Raw genomic sequence first — 18,767 nt, forward strand, 5'->3', positions numbered from 1 at the left:
TTCCGGTGTGCTGCAGGGCCTGAAGTCTAAAGTTTCAGGGGAGCGAGGCCGACAGGCCGATGCTCAGGACCAGCAGCTCACGGACCTGTTCGAGCAGCGGTGCGCTCAAATTCTTCGGCGCGCCCGCGCGTCCGTAGCCATGCTTCTTTGGACAAGCGATATAGGACATGCCTTGTCAGCTGGTGACCGGCAGGGACAAGTGGATGCTCGAAGTCATCGGAGGCCGTTCGCGTCATCCCGAGCTTGGACATCACCGCACGAGAACGCGCGTTGCCGGGCACGGTAAGCGCCACGATTTCCGATAGGCCAACGCTTTCGAAACCGAACTCCAGGGCTGCTCGAGCTGCCTCGGTGGCGAAGCCTTGCCCCCAGTACTGGCAACCCAAGCGCCAGCCCACTTCGACGCACGGTGCAAAAGGTGCCGTGTAGCTGGGGATCGCAATGCCGACCATTCCGATGAAGCTGGCGACGCCCGGCGCTTCGACCGCCCAGAAGCCAAAGCCTTCACGGAGGAAGTGCTCGGTGATGCGTCCGACGAGTGCGTCACTTTGCGTTCGCGTGAGCGGGCCGAGCAGGTACTGGTTCACCTGCTCGTCAGCGTTCAGTTCCGCGAAAAGAGGCAGGTCCTCGTCTCGCCACGCCCTAAGACGAAGCCGCGGTGTCTGCAGTTCTGGAATTTCACGGGTCATCTGGCACTGGGAGGAGCTAGGGAATGTCCGGTCTTGGCCCGCGAACGGTCGTCTTTGGCGCTATTTCGGTTTCGCATAAATGGCTTTCGCCGCCTCTTCCCAGTTCACGCCGTCGAATTTTCGAATCTCGAGCGACGAGAGATCCAGTGCATCGATGCACCGGAGGTTGACGGCCCATCGAGCCGGGTCCAGCCGCGGACGAGTGAACGGCGAAATGCCGCAATGCCTGCAGGAGTAGTGCTTGGCGGTCAATGTTCCGAACTGGTACAGGGTCAGATCCTGTTCACCTGAAACAATACGCAGAGTCTTGTCTGACGCGCCATGCCACAGCGCACCCTTGCGACGACAAAGGGAGCAATTACATTCCATGGCGTATGCGACCGTGGCTTGCAGTTCGAACTTGACTCTTCCGCAGTGACAGCCGCCCAAGTAAGTCTGGTGATCAGTCATGGCTGTACCTCGCTGGTTTCGCCATCATGCCATCCAGCGGCCAGCGAAGTGGTGTTGCGCGGCGCTGCTATTGCGGCAGTGATCGGCCTCAGTCCGCCGGCAGCACTTGCCCGACCATAAGTCGATGTCCGTCAGGCGTAGTGACGGCGAACTCACGCATACCCCAGTCTCGGTCGATGGGTGGATGTATCACGATAGCCCCTCGACCGACCCACTCGTCGTGCAGCGCCTGCGCATCGTCGACATGCAGGTAAGCAAAGTAGCTGTGGTCGCCTGTCGCCGAGGGCAGAAGCGCGTCTGGACAGTGACCGAGCATGACGCTGACACTCCCCCTGCAAACCAGTTGCCAGTCCGACCGGCCTCCCCACTGGACGCTGAAGCCGAGTGCATCACGGAAGTACGCCGTATTTCGCTCGAGGTCGGGCACCGCGAGCACGTACGCAAAGGGGCGCAGGTCACTGGGTACAGGCATCAGAACTCCCATGCTGAAAAATGAGCGCCTAAGACGTGTCCCGGCATCCACTTGCGACCGTCTGCTCCTGGCCGAGGGCCGTCCTACCGTGCGCCCGGCCAGAAAGGCCAGAGGCTACCAAGGAACACGGGCGGGCGGCCGGACTTTGGCGATGTCCCGAAGGGCAATTGCCCTTGGCCATTCGTGCCGAGCCGGGCCGAGAGCGAAACCAGGATTAGCAGTTGCCCTTTTTTGCCTGTCCTGGCGGGCATTGCTTCCCGTATCCGCCACCGGGATATCCTGGACCGTCGGGGTAGATAGCGCAGCCCCCGAGCATGGCTGTTGCGAGAAGTGCAGCGACTAGCTTCTTCATGGCGTGGTCCTTCTATCGTTGGCATTCGAGCATAGCTGCTGCGCTTCATGGTCGCGCCGTCGTCGATGGGATCGCCGTGTAGGACTTGGCGACGCGCCCGGACTTCAGCAGACGCCAGACCAGCCATCGCACAATTGCTTCATCAAGGAACTGGACCTCGCAATGAATCAAGCAAGCTTCGGCAAGGCAATCCCAGTACTCGCCTCACTCGATCTGGCACGCACTTTGGATTTCTACAAGAACGTGCTCGGCTTCCAAACGCGGCACTTCGAGGATTTTTCCTATGGCATGGCAATGCGCGGCGAAACGGAGTTGCACTTCTGGGCCTGCGACGACAAGCACATCGCTGAGAACACCTCGTGCTACATCCGCGTCGCGGACATCGCCGCTGTGCACACGGAGCTCAGTGCCCAGTTGCCTTCGATCCAAGGCGTGGTCCGCACGGCTTGGGGCATGGACGAGCTTTATGTGATCGATCCGGACGGCAATCTCATCAAGTTCGGCCAAGAGTCTCCTGTCGCACCGTAACGCGCGCCGCGGAGCGCGTCGCCGGTTGGCCATGGACATGTGAACCTTTTTCGATCTGGCAAGAGGCCAGTCCTGCGCATAGACTCGCGGCCGATCACTTCTTCGCAACAGGAGTACCCATGGGTTTGATGGACCAGATCGGCCATGCGCTGATGGACAACGACGAACTTCACTTCGCCACCGAGAGCCGGTGCTCGCCCGAGGAGCGATGGCTGGTGGCGTTGAGCGCGCCGCTCTCCGCCTTCAACGGCAACTTCGTCAACGCAGTCGAGACCGGCCAGAGCCCGGAGGCGCTGCGCGAAGGTGTCGCCGGCATGTGGGGCGTCCAGGACCGCAAGAGCTTCGAGCAGACGGCCCGTTGGATCGTCGACGAGGGACATCGCGAGAAATATCGGGGCGTGTGGCACGGCCTGGTCAAGCTCGACACCGCCCACCGGTCCGCCCCTCTGCTGCTGCGCTCCGTAGCCTCGCTGGTCTTCCCCGGCCTGTTCATGCTGAAACTGCGGGGCGAGCTGGACTACGAGGCCTTTGCCAACCAGACCGGCAAGAGCGTCGCCGACATCGCCACCTTGATGGGTTCCTACAGTGACTGGATGGACGATCTGCGCAAGCCGCTGGGGGTACAGCCCGCGGAGATCACCGACCTGGTCGCATGGGACGCCGTGCGGCTGGCCAGCCTGTCGCGCTGGGCGGTGGACCTGGGCTACATCGACCGCGGCGAGTTCACGGGCTTTGCCTCCGGGCTGGCCGGGCCGGTGCGCGCCGCCTACGGCAACTGGGCCCAGGTCAGCGCTGCCTATGTGGCAGCCGGCCTGATCTGGAACTATTCGGAAGCACGGCAGGAAGCGCTGGTGCGCACGAATGCGATGCTGTTCAGCGACCCGCGCAGCCCGTACAAAGACCTGCCGCTCCACTGAGCGCTCCGGCCAAGGAGATGTCGCGAGCGAGCTTCTTCGCCTGCTGCTCAGTCCGCCTTGATGTCCGCCGCCTTGATCACGCGCGACCACAGGGCCAGTTCCTGGTCGACGAACTTGCCGAGCGCCGGCGGGTCCATGTAGACCGCGAAGGCGCCCTGGTCGTCGACCTTCTTGCGGAAGGCTTCGCTTTCGACGATCTTGCGAATCTCGGTGCTGAGCCTGGCGACGATCTCGGGCGGCGTCTTGGCCGGCGCGAAGACGGCGAACCACGACTCGACCTCGTAGCCCGGGAAGCCCGCCTCGGCCGAGGTCGGCACATTGGGCATCGACGGGTGCCGCTTGCTGCCGGTGTAGGCCAGCGCCTTGAGCTTTCCGCTCGCGATGTGGCCGATGACCGAAGGCGGCGTGGTGATGAACATGTCGACGTTGCCCGCGATCAGGTCGTTGATCGCCGGACCCGAACCCTTGTAGGGCACGTGGGTCATCGGCTGCTTGGCCTGGCGCGAGAGCAGTTCGCCCGCGATGTGCTGGATCGAGCCGTTGCCCGAGGAGGCATAGAAAAGGCCGCCGCCGCCCTTCTTCTGGCCGTACTCGACGAGCTCCTTCATCGAGTTCACCGGCAGCTTGCCGCTGACGGCCACCACGTGCGGCGCGCGCATCACCAGCGCGACCGGAACGAAGTCCTTGGTCGGACTCCATTTCATCTGCTGGAACAGCGAAGGGTTGCCGACGTGGTAGCCCGAGTACTGCATCAGGAGCGTGTAGCCGTCGGGCGCGGCGCGGGCCACGGCCTCGGCGCCGATGTTGCCGCTGGCGCCCGGCTTGTTGTCGACCACCACCGGCTGGCCCAGCGCGCGCTGCAGCGGATCGGCGACCATGCGCGCCATGATGTCGGTGGAGCCGGCGGGCGCAGTCGGCACGATCATGGTGATCGGCTTCGAGGGCCAGGTGTCGGCGTGCGATGCGGCGGCGGCCAAGGCAAGGCAGGCTGCGAGAAGGCAGCGAAGAGGTTTCATGTTTGTCTCCTGTAGTGTGTGAACGTGTCGCGGCGCCCGGCCCTTCAGGGCGCGAGCTCCGAGATCTCGATGAGATTCAGGTCGGGGTCGCGCAGGTAGACGGAGCGGATGCGCGAAGTGGCGCCGGTGCGCATCACCGGCCCTTCGAGGATCGGCACCTGCTTCTCGTTCAGGCGCGCGATGACTGCGTCGAGCGGCACCGCGGCGATGAAGCACAGGTCCAGCGCGCCCGGCATCGGCACCTCTGCCTTGGGCTCGAACTCGTGCCCCTTCAGATGCAGGTTGATCTTCTGGTTGCCGAAGCGAAAGGCCTTGCGGCCGCCGCCGAAGGTCTCGAGCGACATCCCCATCACCTCGACATAGAAGCGCACGCAGACTTCCTCGTTGGCGGTGGTGAGCACCAGGTGGTCCAGATGGTCGATCATGCTTGCTCCTTTTCTTCGCGCGCCTTCGCGCGCGCAACGATGTCGTCGAAATCCGCCGGCGGCGCATGGCGCGTCAGGCGATGGCCGGCGCGCGACACCTGGCTCGACAGTTCGTGCTGCACCAGGTCTTCGAGCTGCGCCGCGGCGCCGATCAGGCCGTCGAGGTCCATGCCGGTGTCGTAGCCCATGCACTGCAGCATGTGGACCACGTCCTCGGTCGCGACGTTGCCGGTCGCACCCGGCGCATAGGGGCAGCCGCCGATGCCGCCGAGCGACATGTCGAGGCGGCGGATGCCCGCCTCGACTGCCGCCACGGTGTTGACGAGCCCCATGCCGCGCGTGTTGTGGAAATGGGCGGTGAAGTCCAGCGCCGGGAAGCGCTCCGACGCGGCGGCGCAGACGGCCTGCACCTGGGTGGGATAAGCCATGCCGGTCGTGTCGCACAGGGTGATGCCGCGCACGTTCAGCGCGGCGAAGCGCTCGATCCAGCCCAGCACCGTGGAAAGCGCCACCTCGCCTTCCATGGGGCAGCCGAACACGCAGGACAGCGACACGTTGACCGGCACCGCGGCCTGCCGCGCCAGCGCGATCACATCCGACAGCTGCGAGAAGGACTGCTCGCGCGTCATGCGCAGATTGCTGAGGTTGTGGCTTTCGCTCGCCGACATGACGATGTTGAACTCGTCGACGTGGCTGTCGAGCGCACGCTCGGCGCCGCGCAGGTTGGGCACCAGCGCGGTGTAGACCACGCCAGGTTGGCGCGCGATGCGCATCATCACCTCCTCGCCGTCGCGCAGGGCGGGAATGGCCTTGGGCGAAGTGAATGAAGTGACCTCGATCTTCGCGTAGCCGAGGCCGCTGAGCCGATCGACCAGCGCGATCTTGTCTTCCGTAGGAATAAAGCGGCTTTCCATCTGGAAGCCGTCGCGCGTGGCGACCTCGTTGACGAGGAGGCGCGTGCCGTTGCCGGTGTTCATGTTCTTGCTCCTTCAGCGTGAACGCGCGGGCCAGCCGCCCGAGCGCAGGTCGTCGTCGTGTTCACCGAGCCGCGGCGCGGGGTACGCGATGCGGCCCGGCGTCGCGCTGAGCTTGGGCACCACGCCCGGCACCTTGAGCGTGCGGCCGTCGGAGGTGGGGGCCTCCACGATCATTTCGCGCGCCAGGTACTGCGGGTCGGTCGCGATGTCGGCCACCGAGTAGATGCGACCGACCGGCACGCCGGCCGCATCGAGCGCCGCGAGCGCCTCGTCGCGGCTGCGCCGGCTGGTCCAGGCCTCGATGGCGGCATCGAGCGCCTCGGCCTGCTGTACGCGGCCGTCGTTGTGGCGCAGGGCCGGGTCTTCCTCGAGGTCCGGCCGGCCGATGGCACGCATCAGGCGGCGGAAGATGCTGTCGCCATTGCCGGCGACCAGCACGTAGTGGCCGTCGTTGCAGCGGTAGGCGTTGGTCGGCGCGATGCCGGGCAACGCGCTGCCGGCGCGCTCGCGCACGGCACCGAAGGCGTCGTACTCGGGCACCAGGCTTTCCATCACGTTGAAGACCGACTCGTAGAGCGCCACGTCGATGAACTGGCCCTCGCCGCCGTGGGCCGTGCGGTGGTGCAGCGCGGTCAGCACGCCGATCACGCCGTGCAGCGCCGCGAGCGTGTCGCCGAGCGAGATGCCCACCCGCACCGGCACGCGGCCCGGTTCGCCGCTCAGGTAGCGCAGCCCGCCCATCGATTCGCCGAGCACACCGAAGCCCGGCTTGTCGCGGTAGGGGCCGGTCTGGCCGTAGCCCGAGATGCGCAGCATGATGAGGCGTGGGTTGAGCGCATGCAGCTGCTCCCAGCCGAGGCCCCAGCCTTCCAGCGTGCCGGGCTTGAAGTTCTCGATCAGCACATCGGCCTCGAGCGCCAGCGCGCGGGCCGCTTCCTGCCCCTCTTCGCTGCGCAGGTCCAGGCAGACCGAGCGCTTGTTGCGCGACTGCACTTCCCACCACACCGAGCTGCCGTCGCGCAGCATGCGCCACTTGCGCAGCGGATCGCCGACCTCGGCCGGTTCGACCTTGATCACGTCGGCGCCGAATTCGGCCAGCGTCTTGCCGGCGAAAGGGCCGGCAATGAGCTGGCCGAGCTCCAGGACCTTGAGGCCTTCGAGTGCATTCATGGCTTGCTTGTCTCTCTTTGCTGTTCGATGGCTGCACTGTAGAAAAACATCACGATTCGCGGAATTGCCATGACGGCAGCACCCCTTCGCGAAACGCGAAGCCCCGGCCTAGAATGGCCCGATGGCCAGCACCATCAATCCGGCCCGCGTCGACTTCGTCACGCTGCGTCTGTTCTGCGCGGTGGCCCAGTCGGGCAGCATCACCAAGGGCGCGGAGGCCTGCCACCTCGCCTTGTCGGCCGCGAGCCGGCGCCTGTCGGATTTCGAGAATGCCACCGGCTCGAAGCTGCTCGACCGCAGCCCGCAGGGCATTGCGCTGACGCCGGCCGGCCACGTCGCGATGCAGCATGCGATGCGGCTGTTCCAGGGCTTCGAGCAGTTCAGCACCGAGCTCAAGGACTATTCGAGCGGCGTGCGCGGCCATGTGCGCCTGTGGGCCAACATGTCGGCGCTCACCGAGTTCCTGCCGGCGGCACTGGCGACCTTCCTGGAGCGGCATCCCGACATCCGCGTCGAGGTCGAGGAACAGTTGAGCGGCGACATCGTCCGCGCGCTCGTCGATGGCCTCGCGGACGTCGGCGTGTTCGCCGAGAACACGCCCACCTACGGCCTGAACGTGGCGCCCTTCCAGACCGACGAGCTGGTCGTGCTGTGCGCCAAGCAGCATCCGCTGGCGCGCACGCGGCGCGCCGACTTCAAGACCTGTCTCGCGCACGAATTCGTCGGCCTGAACCGCAGCAGCTCATTGCTGGAGCTGACCTCGCGCGCCGCCGAGCAGGCCGGCATCCCGATGCGCCTGCGCGTGCAGGTGCGCAGCTTCGACGCCATGTGCCACATGATCGCGGCCAACCTCGGCATCGGCGTGGTGCCCTTCGCGGCTTGCAAGGCGCAGGTGAGCGCGCTCGATCTGCGGGTCGTGCGGCTCAAGGACGCGTGGGCGGTGCGGCGGCTGCTGATGGCGACCAAGACCGGCGAGCAGCTGTCGCCCGCAGCCGGCCTGCTGCTGCAGCATCTCGCGGCTTCGAGCCAGGCGCCGACGTCGGTTGCGGGCGCATCGTTGCCCGCGCCTCGAGACCGCCGGTCCTGACGAAGGTCGGATCCAGGCTGGATCTCGTTCGTCGAACGCGTCAGCCCGGCGCGCGCCGCCGACGCGCCGGGCCGGCCGCGGCCTCGCGCAGGCACTCGACGAAGGCCCGCGCCGCCGGCGTCAGCCGCGACCAGGCCTGCAGGCGCACCGACACCTGCACGCGCGGCAGCGGCTCCGCCAGGCGCAGGCGCACCAGGCCGCGGGAGGCGACGGGGTCCTCCGCCAGCGACGCGGCGACCAGGGTCAGCGCGTCGGCGTTGCGCACCAACGAAAGGCCGAACTGGATCGACTGGCACACCACGGTGTTGCGCGGGGCCGCGAGCCCGGCCTGCTGCAGGGCTTGCACGCCGTAGGCCGGAACCGCCCATAGCGCTTCGGCCAGACGGCGCAGGGTGCGCACCCGCGCCAGCGGATGGCCGGCGCGCGCGATGGCCGCCAGCGGGGCCTGCAGCAGCACCTCGCGCTCCAGGCCGTCCTTTTCCGCCGTCCCCTCCAGCTCGCTCAGCACCGCCAGGTCGTGGCCCGATCCCGGGCCGGTCGCCTCGGGACTGGTGATCTCCACCAGCTCCAGCGCAACGCCGGGGCAGCGCCGGCGGAAGGCCAGCAGCGCATCGGGCAGCAGCCGTGCCGCCGCCAGCGAGCTGAACGCCGCGCGCAGGTGGCCGCCGCCGTCGCGCAGCTGCGCAATCTCGTCCTCGGTGCGCCGGACCTCGTCGAACAGCACCGCGGCGCGCCGCAGCAGGGCCTGGCCGATCTCGGTCGGCACGACGCCCCGGGCACTGCGCACGAACAGCGCAACGCCGAGCGTGCGCTCCAGCTCGCGGATCGCGTAGGTCATGGCCGGCTGCGTCAGCGCAGCATCGCGCGCCGCGGCACGGATGCCGCCGGCCTCGGCCACGCGGCGGAAGATCTCCAGGTGTCGCAGGTTCATCGGGGAAGGCATCGGTTGGTTGGAATGATGGTGAACAAGAATTTTGATCGCTTGCAAGAATCCCGTGTCTTTTCTTTTATCCCGGCATGCACTACCGTTGCGCGGACCCGGCGGCCCCATGGCCTTGGGCGGCCATTCCCCTCCCTCCTCTTCGAACCATTCCAGAGAACCTGCATGAAGCGTCTGCATTCCCTCGCCACCCTGGCCGCGGCCAGCCTGTTGAGCCTGAACGCCCTGGCCCAAAGCGGCACCGCCGCGGCCCCTGACGCGCTGCAGCAGCGCGGACTGTCCCTGGCCGACGCCACCGAGGCGCAGGTGATCGCGTGGCGGCGCCACATCCACCAGAACCCCGAGCTGTCGTTCCAGGAGAAACGCACCGCCGCCTACGTGGCCGAGGCGCTGGCCCGGATGCCGGGCATCGAGGTGCAGACCGGCATCGCCAAGACCGGCATCAAGGCCGTGCTGCGCGGCGGCAAGCCCGGACCGGTGGTGGCCCTGCGCGCCGACATGGACGCGCTGCCGGTGGAGGAACGCAACGACCTGCCCTTCAAGTCCACCGCCAAGGGCGACTGGCTGGGCAAGGAAGTACCGGTCTCGCACGCCTGCGGCCACGACACCCACGTCGCGATGTTGCTGGGCGCGGCGCAGGCGCTGTGGAGCATGCGTGCCGAACTGCCAGGCACGGTGGTCTTCCTGTTCCAGCCGGCCGAGGAGCAGGGCCCCGGCCCGGTGCTCAGCGGCGCGCCCGCGATGGTGCAGGCCGGCGTTCTGGACAACCCGAAGGTGGATGTGGTGATGGGCCAGCACATCAACGCCGGCGGCCCGCTGGGCATCGGCTACCGGCGCGGCAGCCTGATGGCGAGCGGCGACGTGTTCAAGATCTCGCTCAAGGGGCAAGGCGGCCACGGCTCCTCGCCCTGGACCGCGAAGGAGCCGACGGTGGCGGCGGCCGAGATCGTGCTGGCACTGCAGAACATCGTGAGCCATCGCATCGACCCGCTGGACGGCCCCACCGTGGTCACCGTGGGCATGCTGCAGAGCGGCAACCGCGTGAACATCCTGCCCGACACCGCGGAAGTGGCCGGCACGGTGCGTTCGCTGTCGGCCAAGAACCAGAAGGTGGCGCACGAGAACATCCGCCTGAAGGCGCAGAAGATCGCCGAGCAGCACGGCCTGACGGCCAAGGTGGAGATCGACACCGGCTACGAGGTGCTGGTGAGCGACCCGGGCGCCACCCAGGTGGTGGTGAACGCGCTGGAGGCGGCGGCCGGCCCCGGCGCGCAGGCGCGCGAGATCGGGCCGCGCATGGGCTCGGAGGACTTCGGCTCCTTCGGCAAGAACCGGCCGGTGGTGTTCTGGAACCTGAATGCCTCGCCCTTCGGCGACAGGCCGGGCGCGCCCAACCATTCGTCCGAATTCGTGATCGACGAGAAGGCCTTGCGCCTAGGCGTGCGCGCCCTGGTGGGCAGCACGCTGGCCTACATGACGACCCGGCCGAACGGGGAGCTGACGGCCTCGCGCTGAGCAGCTAGACCGTTCCTGCGCCCACCAGCATCTCGCACGGCCCGACGAAGCCATCGCCGGTTTCGAAGGCGCGCAAGGCTTCCTCGATGGCTTGCCAGGCCTGCGCGCGCTCGGTCTCGCTCAGGCCCACCATCATCTGGTGCAAGGCACCGAAGGACTCGCGCTCGAAGCGCACGCATTCCGCCGCACTCGGCAGCTTGACCGGCGATGGCACCTTGCGCACCTCGATGTCGCGCAAGCCGGCCTTGGCGAAGGCGGCTTCGAGCACGCCCTCGGCACCGAGCGAGAACGGGCCCGGCTGGCCAGGCAGCGGCGGTGGCAGCTTGGCGCGCTCGCGGATGATCTTCACGGGAATGGAGAAGAAGGCATTGCGCTCGGGTGTCGAGTAGACGATGGCCGCCACGCGCCCGCCCGGCCGCAACGCGCGGCACATGCCCGCGAGCGCGCGCTGCTGGTCGGGAAAGTAGATCAGGCCGACGCGGCTGATCGCGGCGTCGAAGGAGCCGGCGGGCAGCACGTCGAGCGCCTCGCCGTCGAGCTCGCGCGTTTCGACGTTGGAGAGCCCGGCTTCCTTGGCGTCGGCCGCCGCGCGTTCAAGCAAGGCGGGCGCAATGTCGGTGGCCAGCACATGGCCGCTCTCGCCCACGCGACGTGCTACCGAGATCGACTGTTCGCCTGCGCCCGCGGCGATGTCGAGCACGCGGGATCCCGGGCCGATGCGGGCCAGGTCGAACATGGTCTCGGTCGCCTCGCCGAGCCAGTCGCCGAGGAAGGGGCCCCAGCGGTGCCAGGCCTCGGCGGCGGCCTGCCACTGCGCGCGTGTCGTGGTCTTGAAGGCGGCGGCATCGAATGCCGGCTGCAGAACGGTGTTCATGGTGCGTCTCCAGAGGAAAGAAGGTGCACGAAGCATCGCTGCGCGTGGCCCTGCGCGCCAGTCCAGAATTAGAACTGGCCTTGCCGGGGCGAGAGGAATAGATTCGCTCCATGATCGACTACGGCCAGTTCTGCACCGTCGCGCGCGGCGCCGAAGTGCTCTGCGAGCGCTGGACGCCCTTGGTCGTGCGCGAGCTGATGTGCGGCAGCACCCGCTTCAACGACATCCGGCGCGGCGTGCCGCGCATGTCGGGCTCGCTGCTCGCGCAGCGGCTGCGCAAGCTCGAGGAGGTCGGCGTCGTCAAGCGCGTCCAGGGCACCGGCGTGTCGGCGGAGTACCACCTCACCGGTGCCGGCGAGGAGTTGCGGCCGATCGTGATGGCGCTCGGCCACTGGGGCGCACGCTGGATCGGCAGCCGCCTGAAGCGCGGCCAGCTCGATGCCGGCTTTCTGATGTGGGACATCCGCCGCTTCGTGCGGCCCGACGAATGCCCGCGCGGGCGCTGCATCGTCGTCCACTTCCGCTTCACCGATGCGCCCGAGGGCGAGCGCCGCTGGTGGCTGGTGGTGGACAAGGGCAGCGCCGACCTGTGCCGCGACGATCCCGGCGAGGACGCCACGCTGATCGTCGAATCGACGGTGCTGGCACTGACCGAAGTCTGGACCGGTGACCGGGACGCCGACGACCTGATCCGCGAACGCCGGTTGCGCGTCACGGGCACCGCGCGCGATGCGCGCGACCTGTGGCGCTGGCTGGGCCGCAGCGCTTTCGCCGAGACGCGCGAGGCCGCCCGGAGGGCCTAGTGCGCCGCCCCGCCGAGGGCCTTGGTCAGCATCACGAGGTCCAGCGCCAGCCGCCCGCTGCTGGCGACCTCGTCGCGCTGCGCCTGCAGCAGCGTGCGCTGGGCATCGAGCTGGACCAGGAAATCGGTCAAGCCGTTGTCGTAGCGCACGCGCGCCAATTCCCAGGCGTCGCGGCTGTGGCGCTCCTTCTCCACCAATTGCAGATGGCGTTGCCGGTCTGCCGTGTAGGCGCTCAAGGCATCGTCGATCTCGTGCCAGGCCTTCAGCACCGTCTGCTGCCAGGCCACCGCGGCCTCCTGCTGCTGCAGCTCGCGCAGGGTCACGGTGCTGCGACGCCGGCCGCCGTCGAAGATCGGCAGCTGCAAGCTCGGGCCGATCGCCCACTGCCGGCTGCCCCATTCGCCGAAGCTGCGGCTTCCGACCGATTCAAAGCCGAAGTTCGCGCCCAGCGTGATGCGCGGGTACAGGTCGGCGACGGCGACGCCGATGCTGGCGGTGGCCGCATGCAGTTGCGCCTGTGCGCGCTGGATGTCGGGCCGGCGCAGCGCCGCTTCCGAGGGCAGGCCGGGCGAGAGGTCGGGCAATGCGCTCGCCCGCGCATCGGCGCGCTCGGTCAACTGCGCTTGGAGCGCGCCGGGCCGTTCGCCGACCAGCAGCGTGATCTGGTTGATGGCCTGTGCCTCCTGCGCCAGCAATTGCGGCAGCCGCGCGCGCAGATCGGCCGTTTGCGCGCGCTGGCGCGTCACGTCGAGGTCGGTCGTGAGGCCGCCGTCGGCGCGCGCCTTGACCAGCTCGAGCGTCTCCTCGGCCGCGGCGATCTCGGCGCGCGCGATGCGCAGCTGGCGCTGCGCGGTGCGCAGCTCGAAGTAGTTGCGCGCCAGCTCGGACTGCACGCTCAGTTGCACCTGCGCCAGCATCGCCTGTGAGGCCGCGAGGTTGGCATCGGCGGCCTCGATCGAGCGCCGCACGCGGCCCCAGAGATCGAGCTCCCAGGCGGCATCGAAGCCGGCCTGGTAGAGGTTGTGCGGTTCGCTCAGCACGCCGATCAGCTCCTCGCGGTTGGAAGGATTGAGCGCGTCGATCAGGCGCGTGCCCGAACCGAACTCGCTCTGCCGCTGGCGCGTCGCCGCCGCGCTGGCGTTGAGCTGCGGGCCGCGCTGGGCCTCCGCCGCTTGCCTTTGCGTTCGGCCTTGCGCGAAGCGCAGCGCTGCCGTCTGCAGATCGTGGTTGGCGGCGAGCGCCTTGGCCTGCAGCGCGTCGAGCACCGGGTCGGCGAAAACGGACCAGCCGATCGGCATGCTCGCCGTGCTTCGAAGCTGCGGGTCGGCCAGTTCCGGCGAACCGCCATGCCAGGCCGAGAAGTCGGCGGGCGCCTCGGGCATCGGGGCCTTGAAATCGGGCCCGACGGCGCAGCCGGCGAGCATCAGCGCCGTGAGCACCGTCAGCAGACGGGAAAAGCGAAGGTGTTGCGAGTTCTTCATGTCGCGTTCCGTTTCAGACAAGACGGTTGCGGAAAAGCCAGGCGGCGAGCGGCAGCGTGATGACCGCGATGACGAGCAGCGGAATGAGGTTGTGCCAGACGGTCAAGAGGCCCACGCCCTCGAGGTAGACGCGCTGCACCAGGTCGATGGCGAAACGCAGCGGATTCGCCAGCGTCGCGATCTGCAGCACCTCCGGCATGTTGCGCACCGGCGTGACCAGGCCCGACAGCAGCATCAGCGGCATGATCAGCACGAAGGTGTAGAGCATGGCCTGCTGCATGCTGGCCGACACCGCCGAGATCGACAGCCCGATGCCCACGCTTGCGATGGTGAAGCAGGCAAGGCCGGTGTAGAGCGTGACGAAGGAGCCGGCCATCGGCACCTTGAACCACAGGAGCGTGACCAAGAGCACGATGGTGGACTGCACGAGCCCAATCAGCACCGGCGGCACCGCCTTGCCGACCATGATCTCCATCGGCGACAGCGGCGTAACCAGCAGTTGGTCGAAGGTGCCCTGCTCGCGTTCGCGCGCCACCGACAGAGCCGTCAGCAGCAGCGTCTGCAGCATGCTGAGCGCGGCGATCATGCCGGGCATCAGGTTCCAGCGCGTCTCGAGGTTCGGGTTGTACCAGGCGCGCGAGGCGATGGTCACCGGCGCCTTCGCGCCGCCGTGCTGCAGCCGCCACTCGTCGTTGAAATCCGCGACCACGGAAGCGATGTAGCCGCCGGCAGAGCCCGCCGTGTTGGAGTTGCGGGCATCGATGACGAGCTGGATCGGCGCGCTCTCGCCGGCCTGCAGCTGCTCTTCGAACTGCGGGCCGATCTGGAGCACCAGCAGCGCCTGCTGCGATTCGATCACGCGCGCGATGTCGGCCTGGGTGGCGAGCGTCGCGGCGCGGCGGAAGACGCCGGTGCCGTCGAGCTTCGCGACCAGCGCCGTCGAGGCGCCGCTCCTGCTCTGGTCGAGCAGGGCATAGTCGACGTTGCTCAGGTCGTAGGTGGCCGCATAGCCGAACAGCAGGCTCTGCATGAGCGCAGGCACGACCAGGATGGCGCGGCTGGACGGGTCCTTCAGGATCGCCAGGAACTCCTTGCGGCAGAGGTTGGCGATACGGAGCAGTAGCGCGATGAACGAAGCGTGCATGGCGAAGCCTTCAGTCGAGTTTCTTGCGCGTGACGAAGCGCGCCAGGCCGAGCAGCAGCACGGCATAGACAACCAGGATCGCGCAGTTGCGCAGCACCAGCGGCCAGACGTCGCCGGCGAGGAAGAGCGTGCGGATCAGCTCCATGAAGTAGGTGGCCGGCAGCGCCTGGCCCACGATGCGCACCGCCGTCGGCACGTTGCGCAGGTCGAACAGAAAGCCCGACAGCATCAGCGAGGGCAGGAAGCTCGCGAGCAGCGCGACCTGGCTCGCGAGGAACTGGTTGCGCGTGACCGAGGAGATGACCAGCCCGATGCCGACCGCGACCAGCATGTAGAGCATGGCGGCGAGGATCAGCAGCGCGAGCGAGCCGACCATCGGCACCTCGAACAGGAAGCGCGCGGCGACCAGGCACAGCGCGAGCCCGACCATGCCGATGCCGAAGTAGGGAATGATCTTCGCCAGCAGGATCTCGACCGGCCGCACCGGCGTGACGAACAGCGCCTCCAGCGTGCCGCGCTCCCACTCACGCGCCATCACCAGCGCGGTGAGGAAGGCGCCGACCAGCGTCATGATCAGCACGATCAGGCCCGGCACCAGGTACCAGGTGCTGGTGTTGGCGCTGTTGAACCACATGCGCTGCTCGATGCTGACCGCGCCGATGCCGGTGCCGGGTTGTCCGCGGTCGGCTTGCCGCTGTGCGTTGCCCCCGAGCGCGGCCGTGGCGTAGCGCAGCACGATGCTGGCGCGGCCCGCATCGGCGCCGTGCACGATGACCTGGATGCGCGCATCGCCGGCCGCGAGACGGCGCGAGAAGTCGCCGGGCACGCGCACGATGCCGTCGACCCGGCGCTCGCGCATCAGCAGCTCGGCCTCGCGCATCGAGCTCAGCATGACGGGCGCGATGTAGGGCGTAAGCTGCAGGCCGGCCACCGCATCGGCGGCCGTGGGCGAGCTGTCCTCCATCACCACCGCGAGCGGCGCGTTCTTGACGTCGAGCGAGAGGCCGAAGCCGAAGATCAGGATCAGGATGATCGGCAGCAGGATGCCGATGGCGATGCTGCTCGGATCGCGCACGAGCTGCCGCGTTTCCTTGCGCGTGAGTGCGATGAGTCGGCGCCAGAAACCGCTCATGCCCTTGCCTCGCGTGACTGCGTGACGATGCCGATGAAAGCCTCTTCCATGTCCGGCGCGCTGCCCGCCTGCACCCGCACCTCTTGCGGCGTGCCGATGGCCAGCAGCTTGCCGGCGTCCTGGATCACGATGCGGTCGCAGTACTCGGCCTCCTCCATGAAGTGGGTGGTGATGATGACCGTCACGCCGGCTTCGGACAGCGCGGTGATGCGGCGCCAGAACTCACGCCGCGCCAGCGGATCGGTGCCGCTGGTGGGTTCGTCGAGAAACAGGATCTCCGGCTCGTGCAAGAGGCCCGTGGCCATGGCCAGGCGCTGCTTGAAGCCGCCGGGCAGGAGTCCGCTGGTGGCCTTCTCCTGGCCCAGCAGGTCGAACTGCTGCAGCACCGTCTGCATGCGATCCCGCAGGCGCTGCCCGCGCAAGCCGTAGGCGCCGCCGAAGAACTCGAGGTTCTCGGCGACGGTGAGGTTGCCGTAGAGCGCGAACTTCTGCGAGACGTAGCCGATCCGGCTGCGGGCCTGTGCACGCGCATGGCGCAGATTGACGCCCGCCACCTGCAGGAAGCCGCTGGTCGCGGGCAGCAGGCCGCAGAGCATGCGGAAGGTGGTGGTCTTGCCGGCGCCGTTGGGGCCGAGCAGGCCGAAGATCTCCCCGCGCCGCACATCGAAACTGGTGCTCGCGACAGCCGTGAAGTCGCCGAACTTGCGCACCAGCTCCTTCACTTCGATCACGACCTCGTCGGGCTCGCCCGCGACGGCAACGGTCGCGATCTGCGGTTGCGCTGCGGCAGCGCCCTTTTCCTTCTCCTTCTTCTGCTTCGCGCGCAGCAGCACCATGAAGCCGTCTTCCAGGCGCGCCGGCACCGGCTCGACGGGCGCGCCGTCGAACAGCGCGGCCAGCGCCTGCTCGTCGGCATCGGGCCGGCGGATGAAGCGCACCTCGCCGCCTTGCGGCACGGCATCGACGATCGACGCCGGCGCATCCAAGAGCTTCGCCTGCAGCGTGCGCGCCGGCACACCCTCGGGCGGCCTGGCGATGAAGCACAGATCGCGCGCGTTGTCGCGGATCTGCTCCGGTGCGCCCTGCGCGATCAGCCGGCCTTCGTGCATCACGAAAACCTGGGCGCAGCGTTCGGCCTCGTCGAGGTAGGCGGTGCTCACGATCACGGAAAGCCGCTCGTCGTCGACCAGCTGCCGCACGATCTCCCAGAGCTCGCGCCGCGACAGCGGATCGACGCCGACCGTGGGCTCGTCGAGCAGCAGCAGTTCGGGCGAGCGCACCAGCGTGCAGGCCAGGCCCAGCTTCTGCTTCATGCCGCCCGAGAGCTTGCCGGCCGGGCGCGCGGTGAAACGGCCCAGGTCGGTCATCTCCATCAGCCGCGCATAGCGCTCGCGCCGCACATTCTTCGGCACGCCGTGCAGATCGGCATAGAGGTCGAGGTTCTCCTGCACGCTCAGGTCTTCGTAGAGCCCGAAGCGCTGCGGCATGTAGCTGATGCGGTCCTGAACGGCCTGCGGATCGGCCGCCACGTCGATGCCCAGCACGTGCAGCGTTCCACGGTCGGCGCGCAGCAGTCCGGCCGCGAGGCGCAGCAGCGTGGTCTTGCCCGCGCCGTCGGGGCCGACCAGCGCGCAAAGCGTGCCGGCGGGAACCTGCAGCGACACGTCGCCGAGGGCCTGCACCAGCAGCTTGGAGCCCTTGACTTCGAAGCCCTTGTGCAGCCCCTGCCCGGCGAGCGCCGGCGCCGCGGCGTTCATCAGCGCGCGCCTCCGGCCGCCGCGAGCTTGGCGCCGTCGAGCGACAGCCGGACCGTGACCGGCATGCCTAGCCGGAGCCGGTCTTCCTTGTCGTCGGCCAGCACGCGGATCTCGTAGACCAGGCTGCTGCGCAGCTCCTCGGTCTGCACGGTCTTGGGCGTGAACTCGGCCACTGAGGAGATGTAGCCCACCTTGCCGGCGAGCGGCTGGCTGGGGTGGCTGTCGGTCGTGAGCGTGGCCGCCATGCCGGGCTTGATGCGTCCGAGATCGACCTCCGTCACGTAGGCGCGAACCCACTTGGGATCGGTGATCGCGAGCGTGAACACCGGGCGCTGCGGCGAGGCCATGTCACCCGGCTCCATCAGGCGCGCGCGCACCACGGCATCGATGGGCGCCTTGAGCTCGGCTTGCGCGAGCTGGTGGTTGAGCAGTGCGAGTTCGGCACGCGCCACTTCGAGCTGGGCCTGGGCCTGCGCGATGTCTTCCTTGCGCGGCCCGGTCACGACCAGCTGCTGCGCCTTGCGCGCATTCTCGAGCTGCGCCTCGGCCACCTTGCGGCGGGCCTGCGCGCTGTCGAGATCCTGCTGGCTCACCGCGCGGCCGGCGGTGGTCTGGCGGATGCCCTGCAGCCTGTCGAGCTGCTGTCGTGCGAGCTCGGCATCGGCCTGGGCGGCCGACACGCCGGCGCGGGCCTGCGCCACTTCCTCGGGGCGGCTGCCGGTCTTCAGGCGCTGCAGCGCCTGCTGCTGCACGCCGATCTGCGCCTGCGCCTGGGCCGCGCGCAACTCGAGCGTGCGCGTGTCCAGCATGCCCAGCACCTGGCCGGCCTTCACATGGTCGCCCTCCTGCACCTCGAGCCTGCCGATGCGCTCGCTGCCGTTGAAGGCCAGCGAGACCTGGCGCACGTCGACGTTGCCGTAGAGCACCAGGCTGTCGCTGTCCACGGGCTTGCGGTTGAAGTACCAGGCGGCCGACGCGACGGCCGCCAGCAGGACGATGGCGCCAACGATGAGGGGTTTCTTGTTCATGGGTTTGCTC

At 68.2% G+C, this 18,767-nt stretch carries 19 protein-coding genes; 5 read left to right on the top strand and 14 right to left on the bottom strand.

The window, feature by feature from the left end; all coding sequences use genetic code 11:
- Positions 1 to 77: 77 nt before the first annotated feature.
- The 3 genes from ACSQ9A_RS19930 to ACSQ9A_RS19940 all read right to left on the bottom strand — a co-directional run bounded on the left by ACSQ9A_RS19930 (position 78) and on the right by ACSQ9A_RS19940 (position 1,611).
- Entirely contained in the window at positions 78 to 689 is a 612-nt protein-coding gene (locus ACSQ9A_RS19930; protein ID WP_436290924.1) for a GNAT family N-acetyltransferase, read from the bottom strand.
- A 60-nt stretch (positions 690 to 749) separates the two neighbouring features.
- Positions 750 to 1,139: a GFA family protein gene (locus ACSQ9A_RS19935; RefSeq protein WP_436304865.1), complete on the bottom strand. Its 390-nt coding sequence runs from the start codon at positions 1,137 to 1,139 to the stop codon at positions 750 to 752.
- Positions 1,140 to 1,227: 88 nt separating this feature from the next.
- A complete protein-coding gene (locus tag ACSQ9A_RS19940) occupies positions 1,228 to 1,611 on the bottom strand; it encodes a VOC family protein (RefSeq protein ID WP_436304866.1) in 384 nt (127 codons plus the stop codon).
- 514 nt (positions 1,612 to 2,125) lie between these two features.
- On the opposite strand from ACSQ9A_RS19940, the gene ACSQ9A_RS19945 reads away from it, so the two are divergent.
- Both ACSQ9A_RS19945 and ACSQ9A_RS19950 read left to right on the top strand, forming a co-directional pair.
- Positions 2,126 to 2,491, top strand: coding sequence for a bleomycin resistance protein (locus ACSQ9A_RS19945; RefSeq protein WP_436304867.1), 366 nt, complete (start codon positions 2,126 to 2,128; stop codon positions 2,489 to 2,491).
- Between the two features lie 119 nt (positions 2,492 to 2,610).
- Positions 2,611 to 3,408 carry a DUF1266 domain-containing protein gene (locus ACSQ9A_RS19950; protein ID WP_436304868.1) on the top strand — a complete coding sequence of 266 codons (798 nt, stop codon included), beginning with the start codon at positions 2,611 to 2,613 and terminating at the stop codon, positions 3,406 to 3,408.
- 47 nt (positions 3,409 to 3,455) lie between these two features.
- Here ACSQ9A_RS19950 and ACSQ9A_RS19955 read toward each other — a convergent pair whose 3' ends face one another.
- The 4 genes from ACSQ9A_RS19955 to ACSQ9A_RS19970 are packed head-to-tail and all read right to left on the bottom strand — an operon-like array spanning position 3,456 to position 6,996.
- Complete coding sequence (locus tag ACSQ9A_RS19955) at positions 3,456 to 4,424, bottom strand: Bug family tripartite tricarboxylate transporter substrate binding protein (RefSeq protein WP_436304869.1); 969 nt, start codon at positions 4,422 to 4,424, stop codon at positions 3,456 to 3,458.
- A 44-nt stretch (positions 4,425 to 4,468) separates the two neighbouring features.
- Positions 4,469 to 4,849, bottom strand: a complete 381-nt coding sequence (locus ACSQ9A_RS19960) for a VOC family protein (protein WP_436304870.1) — start codon at positions 4,847 to 4,849, stop codon at positions 4,469 to 4,471.
- Positions 4,846 to 5,826 carry a hydroxymethylglutaryl-CoA lyase gene (locus tag ACSQ9A_RS19965; RefSeq protein WP_436304871.1) on the bottom strand — a complete coding sequence of 327 codons (981 nt, stop codon included), beginning with the start codon at positions 5,824 to 5,826 and terminating at the stop codon, positions 4,846 to 4,848. Before ACSQ9A_RS19965 ends, ACSQ9A_RS19960 begins: the two co-directional genes overlap by 4 nt.
- 12 nt (positions 5,827 to 5,838) lie before the next feature.
- Positions 5,839 to 6,996, bottom strand: a complete 1,158-nt coding sequence (locus ACSQ9A_RS19970) for a CaiB/BaiF CoA transferase family protein (protein WP_093102896.1) — start codon at positions 6,994 to 6,996, stop codon at positions 5,839 to 5,841.
- Positions 6,997 to 7,117: 121 nt separating this feature from the next.
- Here ACSQ9A_RS19970 and ACSQ9A_RS19975 point away from each other — a divergent pair, with 121 nt between their 5' ends.
- Entirely contained in the window at positions 7,118 to 8,083 is a 966-nt protein-coding gene (locus tag ACSQ9A_RS19975; protein ID WP_436304872.1) for a LysR substrate-binding domain-containing protein, read from the top strand.
- Between the two features lie 40 nt (positions 8,084 to 8,123).
- Here the strand turns inward: ACSQ9A_RS19975 and ACSQ9A_RS19980 are convergent, their stop codons facing one another.
- Entirely contained in the window at positions 8,124 to 9,014 is an 891-nt protein-coding gene (locus ACSQ9A_RS19980) for a LysR family transcriptional regulator (protein ID WP_436304873.1), read from the bottom strand.
- Positions 9,015 to 9,188: 174 nt separating this feature from the next.
- On the opposite strand from ACSQ9A_RS19980, the gene ACSQ9A_RS19985 reads away from it, so the two are divergent.
- Entirely contained in the window at positions 9,189 to 10,538 is a 1,350-nt protein-coding gene (locus tag ACSQ9A_RS19985) for a M20 metallopeptidase family protein (protein ID WP_436304874.1), read from the top strand.
- 4 nt (positions 10,539 to 10,542) lie between these two features.
- Here the strand turns inward: ACSQ9A_RS19985 and ACSQ9A_RS19990 are convergent, their stop codons facing one another.
- Positions 10,543 to 11,412: a class I SAM-dependent methyltransferase gene (locus ACSQ9A_RS19990; RefSeq protein ID WP_436304875.1), complete on the bottom strand. Its 870-nt coding sequence runs from the start codon at positions 11,410 to 11,412 to the stop codon at positions 10,543 to 10,545.
- 110 nt (positions 11,413 to 11,522) lie between these two features.
- On the opposite strand from ACSQ9A_RS19990, the gene ACSQ9A_RS19995 reads away from it, so the two are divergent.
- Positions 11,523 to 12,215, top strand: a complete 693-nt coding sequence (locus ACSQ9A_RS19995) for a winged helix-turn-helix transcriptional regulator (RefSeq protein ID WP_436304876.1) — start codon at positions 11,523 to 11,525, stop codon at positions 12,213 to 12,215.
- Here the strand turns inward: ACSQ9A_RS19995 and ACSQ9A_RS20000 are convergent.
- Genes ACSQ9A_RS20000 through ACSQ9A_RS20020 form a run of 5 tightly spaced genes read right to left on the bottom strand, consistent with a single transcriptional unit; the run spans position 12,212 to position 18,757 of the window.
- The gene (locus ACSQ9A_RS20000) at positions 12,212 to 13,696 is read right to left on the bottom strand and encodes an efflux transporter outer membrane subunit (RefSeq protein WP_436304877.1); all 1,485 of its coding nucleotides are present in this window, start codon (positions 13,694 to 13,696) and stop codon (positions 12,212 to 12,214) included. The two genes, ACSQ9A_RS19995 and ACSQ9A_RS20000, sit on opposite strands and share 4 nt — an antisense overlap.
- A 13-nt stretch (positions 13,697 to 13,709) precedes the next feature.
- On the bottom strand, positions 13,710 to 14,840 hold the full coding sequence (locus ACSQ9A_RS20005; RefSeq protein ID WP_436304878.1) for an ABC transporter permease: 1,131 nt from the start codon (positions 14,838 to 14,840) through the stop codon (positions 13,710 to 13,712).
- A 10-nt stretch (positions 14,841 to 14,850) separates the two neighbouring features.
- Positions 14,851 to 15,972: an ABC transporter permease gene (locus tag ACSQ9A_RS20010; RefSeq protein WP_436304879.1), complete on the bottom strand. Its 1,122-nt coding sequence runs from the start codon at positions 15,970 to 15,972 to the stop codon at positions 14,851 to 14,853.
- Positions 15,969 to 17,729, bottom strand: a complete 1,761-nt coding sequence (locus ACSQ9A_RS20015) for an ATP-binding cassette domain-containing protein (protein WP_436304880.1) — start codon at positions 17,727 to 17,729, stop codon at positions 15,969 to 15,971. Before ACSQ9A_RS20015 ends, ACSQ9A_RS20010 begins: the two co-directional genes overlap by 4 nt.
- On the bottom strand, positions 17,729 to 18,757 hold the full coding sequence (locus tag ACSQ9A_RS20020) for an HlyD family efflux transporter periplasmic adaptor subunit (protein WP_436304881.1): 1,029 nt from the start codon (positions 18,755 to 18,757) through the stop codon (positions 17,729 to 17,731). The genes ACSQ9A_RS20015 and ACSQ9A_RS20020 overlap by 1 nt, the downstream gene beginning before the upstream one ends.
- Positions 18,758 to 18,767 lie beyond the last annotated feature (10 nt).

Origin of the sequence: Variovorax sp. LjRoot290 (assembly GCF_964253985.1) — a bacterium.
Taxonomy (GTDB): Bacteria; Pseudomonadota; Gammaproteobacteria; order Burkholderiales; family Burkholderiaceae_C; genus Variovorax.

Excerpts from the sequence above, each read along its gene's own strand:
- ACSQ9A_RS19930 (WP_436290924.1), bottom strand. The coding sequence starts at position 689 with ATGACCCGTGAAATTCCAGAACTGCAGACACCGCGGCTTCGTCTTAGG.
- ACSQ9A_RS19935 (WP_436304865.1), bottom strand. The coding sequence starts at position 1,139 with ATGACTGATCACCAGACTTACTTGGGCGGCTGTCACTGCGGAAGAGTC.
- ACSQ9A_RS19940 (WP_436304866.1), bottom strand. The coding sequence starts at position 1,611 with ATGCCTGTACCCAGTGACCTGCGCCCCTTTGCGTACGTGCTCGCGGTG.
- ACSQ9A_RS19945 (WP_436304867.1), top strand. The coding sequence starts at position 2,126 with ATGAATCAAGCAAGCTTCGGCAAGGCAATCCCAGTACTCGCCTCACTC.
- ACSQ9A_RS19950 (WP_436304868.1), top strand. The coding sequence starts at position 2,611 with ATGGGTTTGATGGACCAGATCGGCCATGCGCTGATGGACAACGACGAA.
- ACSQ9A_RS19955 (WP_436304869.1), bottom strand. The coding sequence starts at position 4,424 with ATGAAACCTCTTCGCTGCCTTCTCGCAGCCTGCCTTGCCTTGGCCGCC.
- ACSQ9A_RS19960 (WP_436304870.1), bottom strand. The coding sequence starts at position 4,849 with ATGATCGACCATCTGGACCACCTGGTGCTCACCACCGCCAACGAGGAA.
- ACSQ9A_RS19965 (WP_436304871.1), bottom strand. The coding sequence starts at position 5,826 with ATGAACACCGGCAACGGCACGCGCCTCCTCGTCAACGAGGTCGCCACG.
- ACSQ9A_RS19970 (WP_093102896.1), bottom strand. The coding sequence starts at position 6,996 with ATGAATGCACTCGAAGGCCTCAAGGTCCTGGAGCTCGGCCAGCTCATT.
- ACSQ9A_RS19975 (WP_436304872.1), top strand. The coding sequence starts at position 7,118 with ATGGCCAGCACCATCAATCCGGCCCGCGTCGACTTCGTCACGCTGCGT.
- ACSQ9A_RS19980 (WP_436304873.1), bottom strand. The coding sequence starts at position 9,014 with ATGAACCTGCGACACCTGGAGATCTTCCGCCGCGTGGCCGAGGCCGGC.
- ACSQ9A_RS19985 (WP_436304874.1), top strand. The coding sequence starts at position 9,189 with ATGAAGCGTCTGCATTCCCTCGCCACCCTGGCCGCGGCCAGCCTGTTG.
- ACSQ9A_RS19990 (WP_436304875.1), bottom strand. The coding sequence starts at position 11,412 with ATGAACACCGTTCTGCAGCCGGCATTCGATGCCGCCGCCTTCAAGACC.
- ACSQ9A_RS19995 (WP_436304876.1), top strand. The coding sequence starts at position 11,523 with ATGATCGACTACGGCCAGTTCTGCACCGTCGCGCGCGGCGCCGAAGTG.
- ACSQ9A_RS20000 (WP_436304877.1), bottom strand. The coding sequence starts at position 13,696 with ATGAAGAACTCGCAACACCTTCGCTTTTCCCGTCTGCTGACGGTGCTC.
- ACSQ9A_RS20005 (WP_436304878.1), bottom strand. The coding sequence starts at position 14,840 with ATGCACGCTTCGTTCATCGCGCTACTGCTCCGTATCGCCAACCTCTGC.
- ACSQ9A_RS20010 (WP_436304879.1), bottom strand. The coding sequence starts at position 15,972 with ATGAGCGGTTTCTGGCGCCGACTCATCGCACTCACGCGCAAGGAAACG.
- ACSQ9A_RS20015 (WP_436304880.1), bottom strand. The coding sequence starts at position 17,729 with ATGAACGCCGCGGCGCCGGCGCTCGCCGGGCAGGGGCTGCACAAGGGC.
- ACSQ9A_RS20020 (WP_436304881.1), bottom strand. The coding sequence starts at position 18,757 with ATGAACAAGAAACCCCTCATCGTTGGCGCCATCGTCCTGCTGGCGGCC.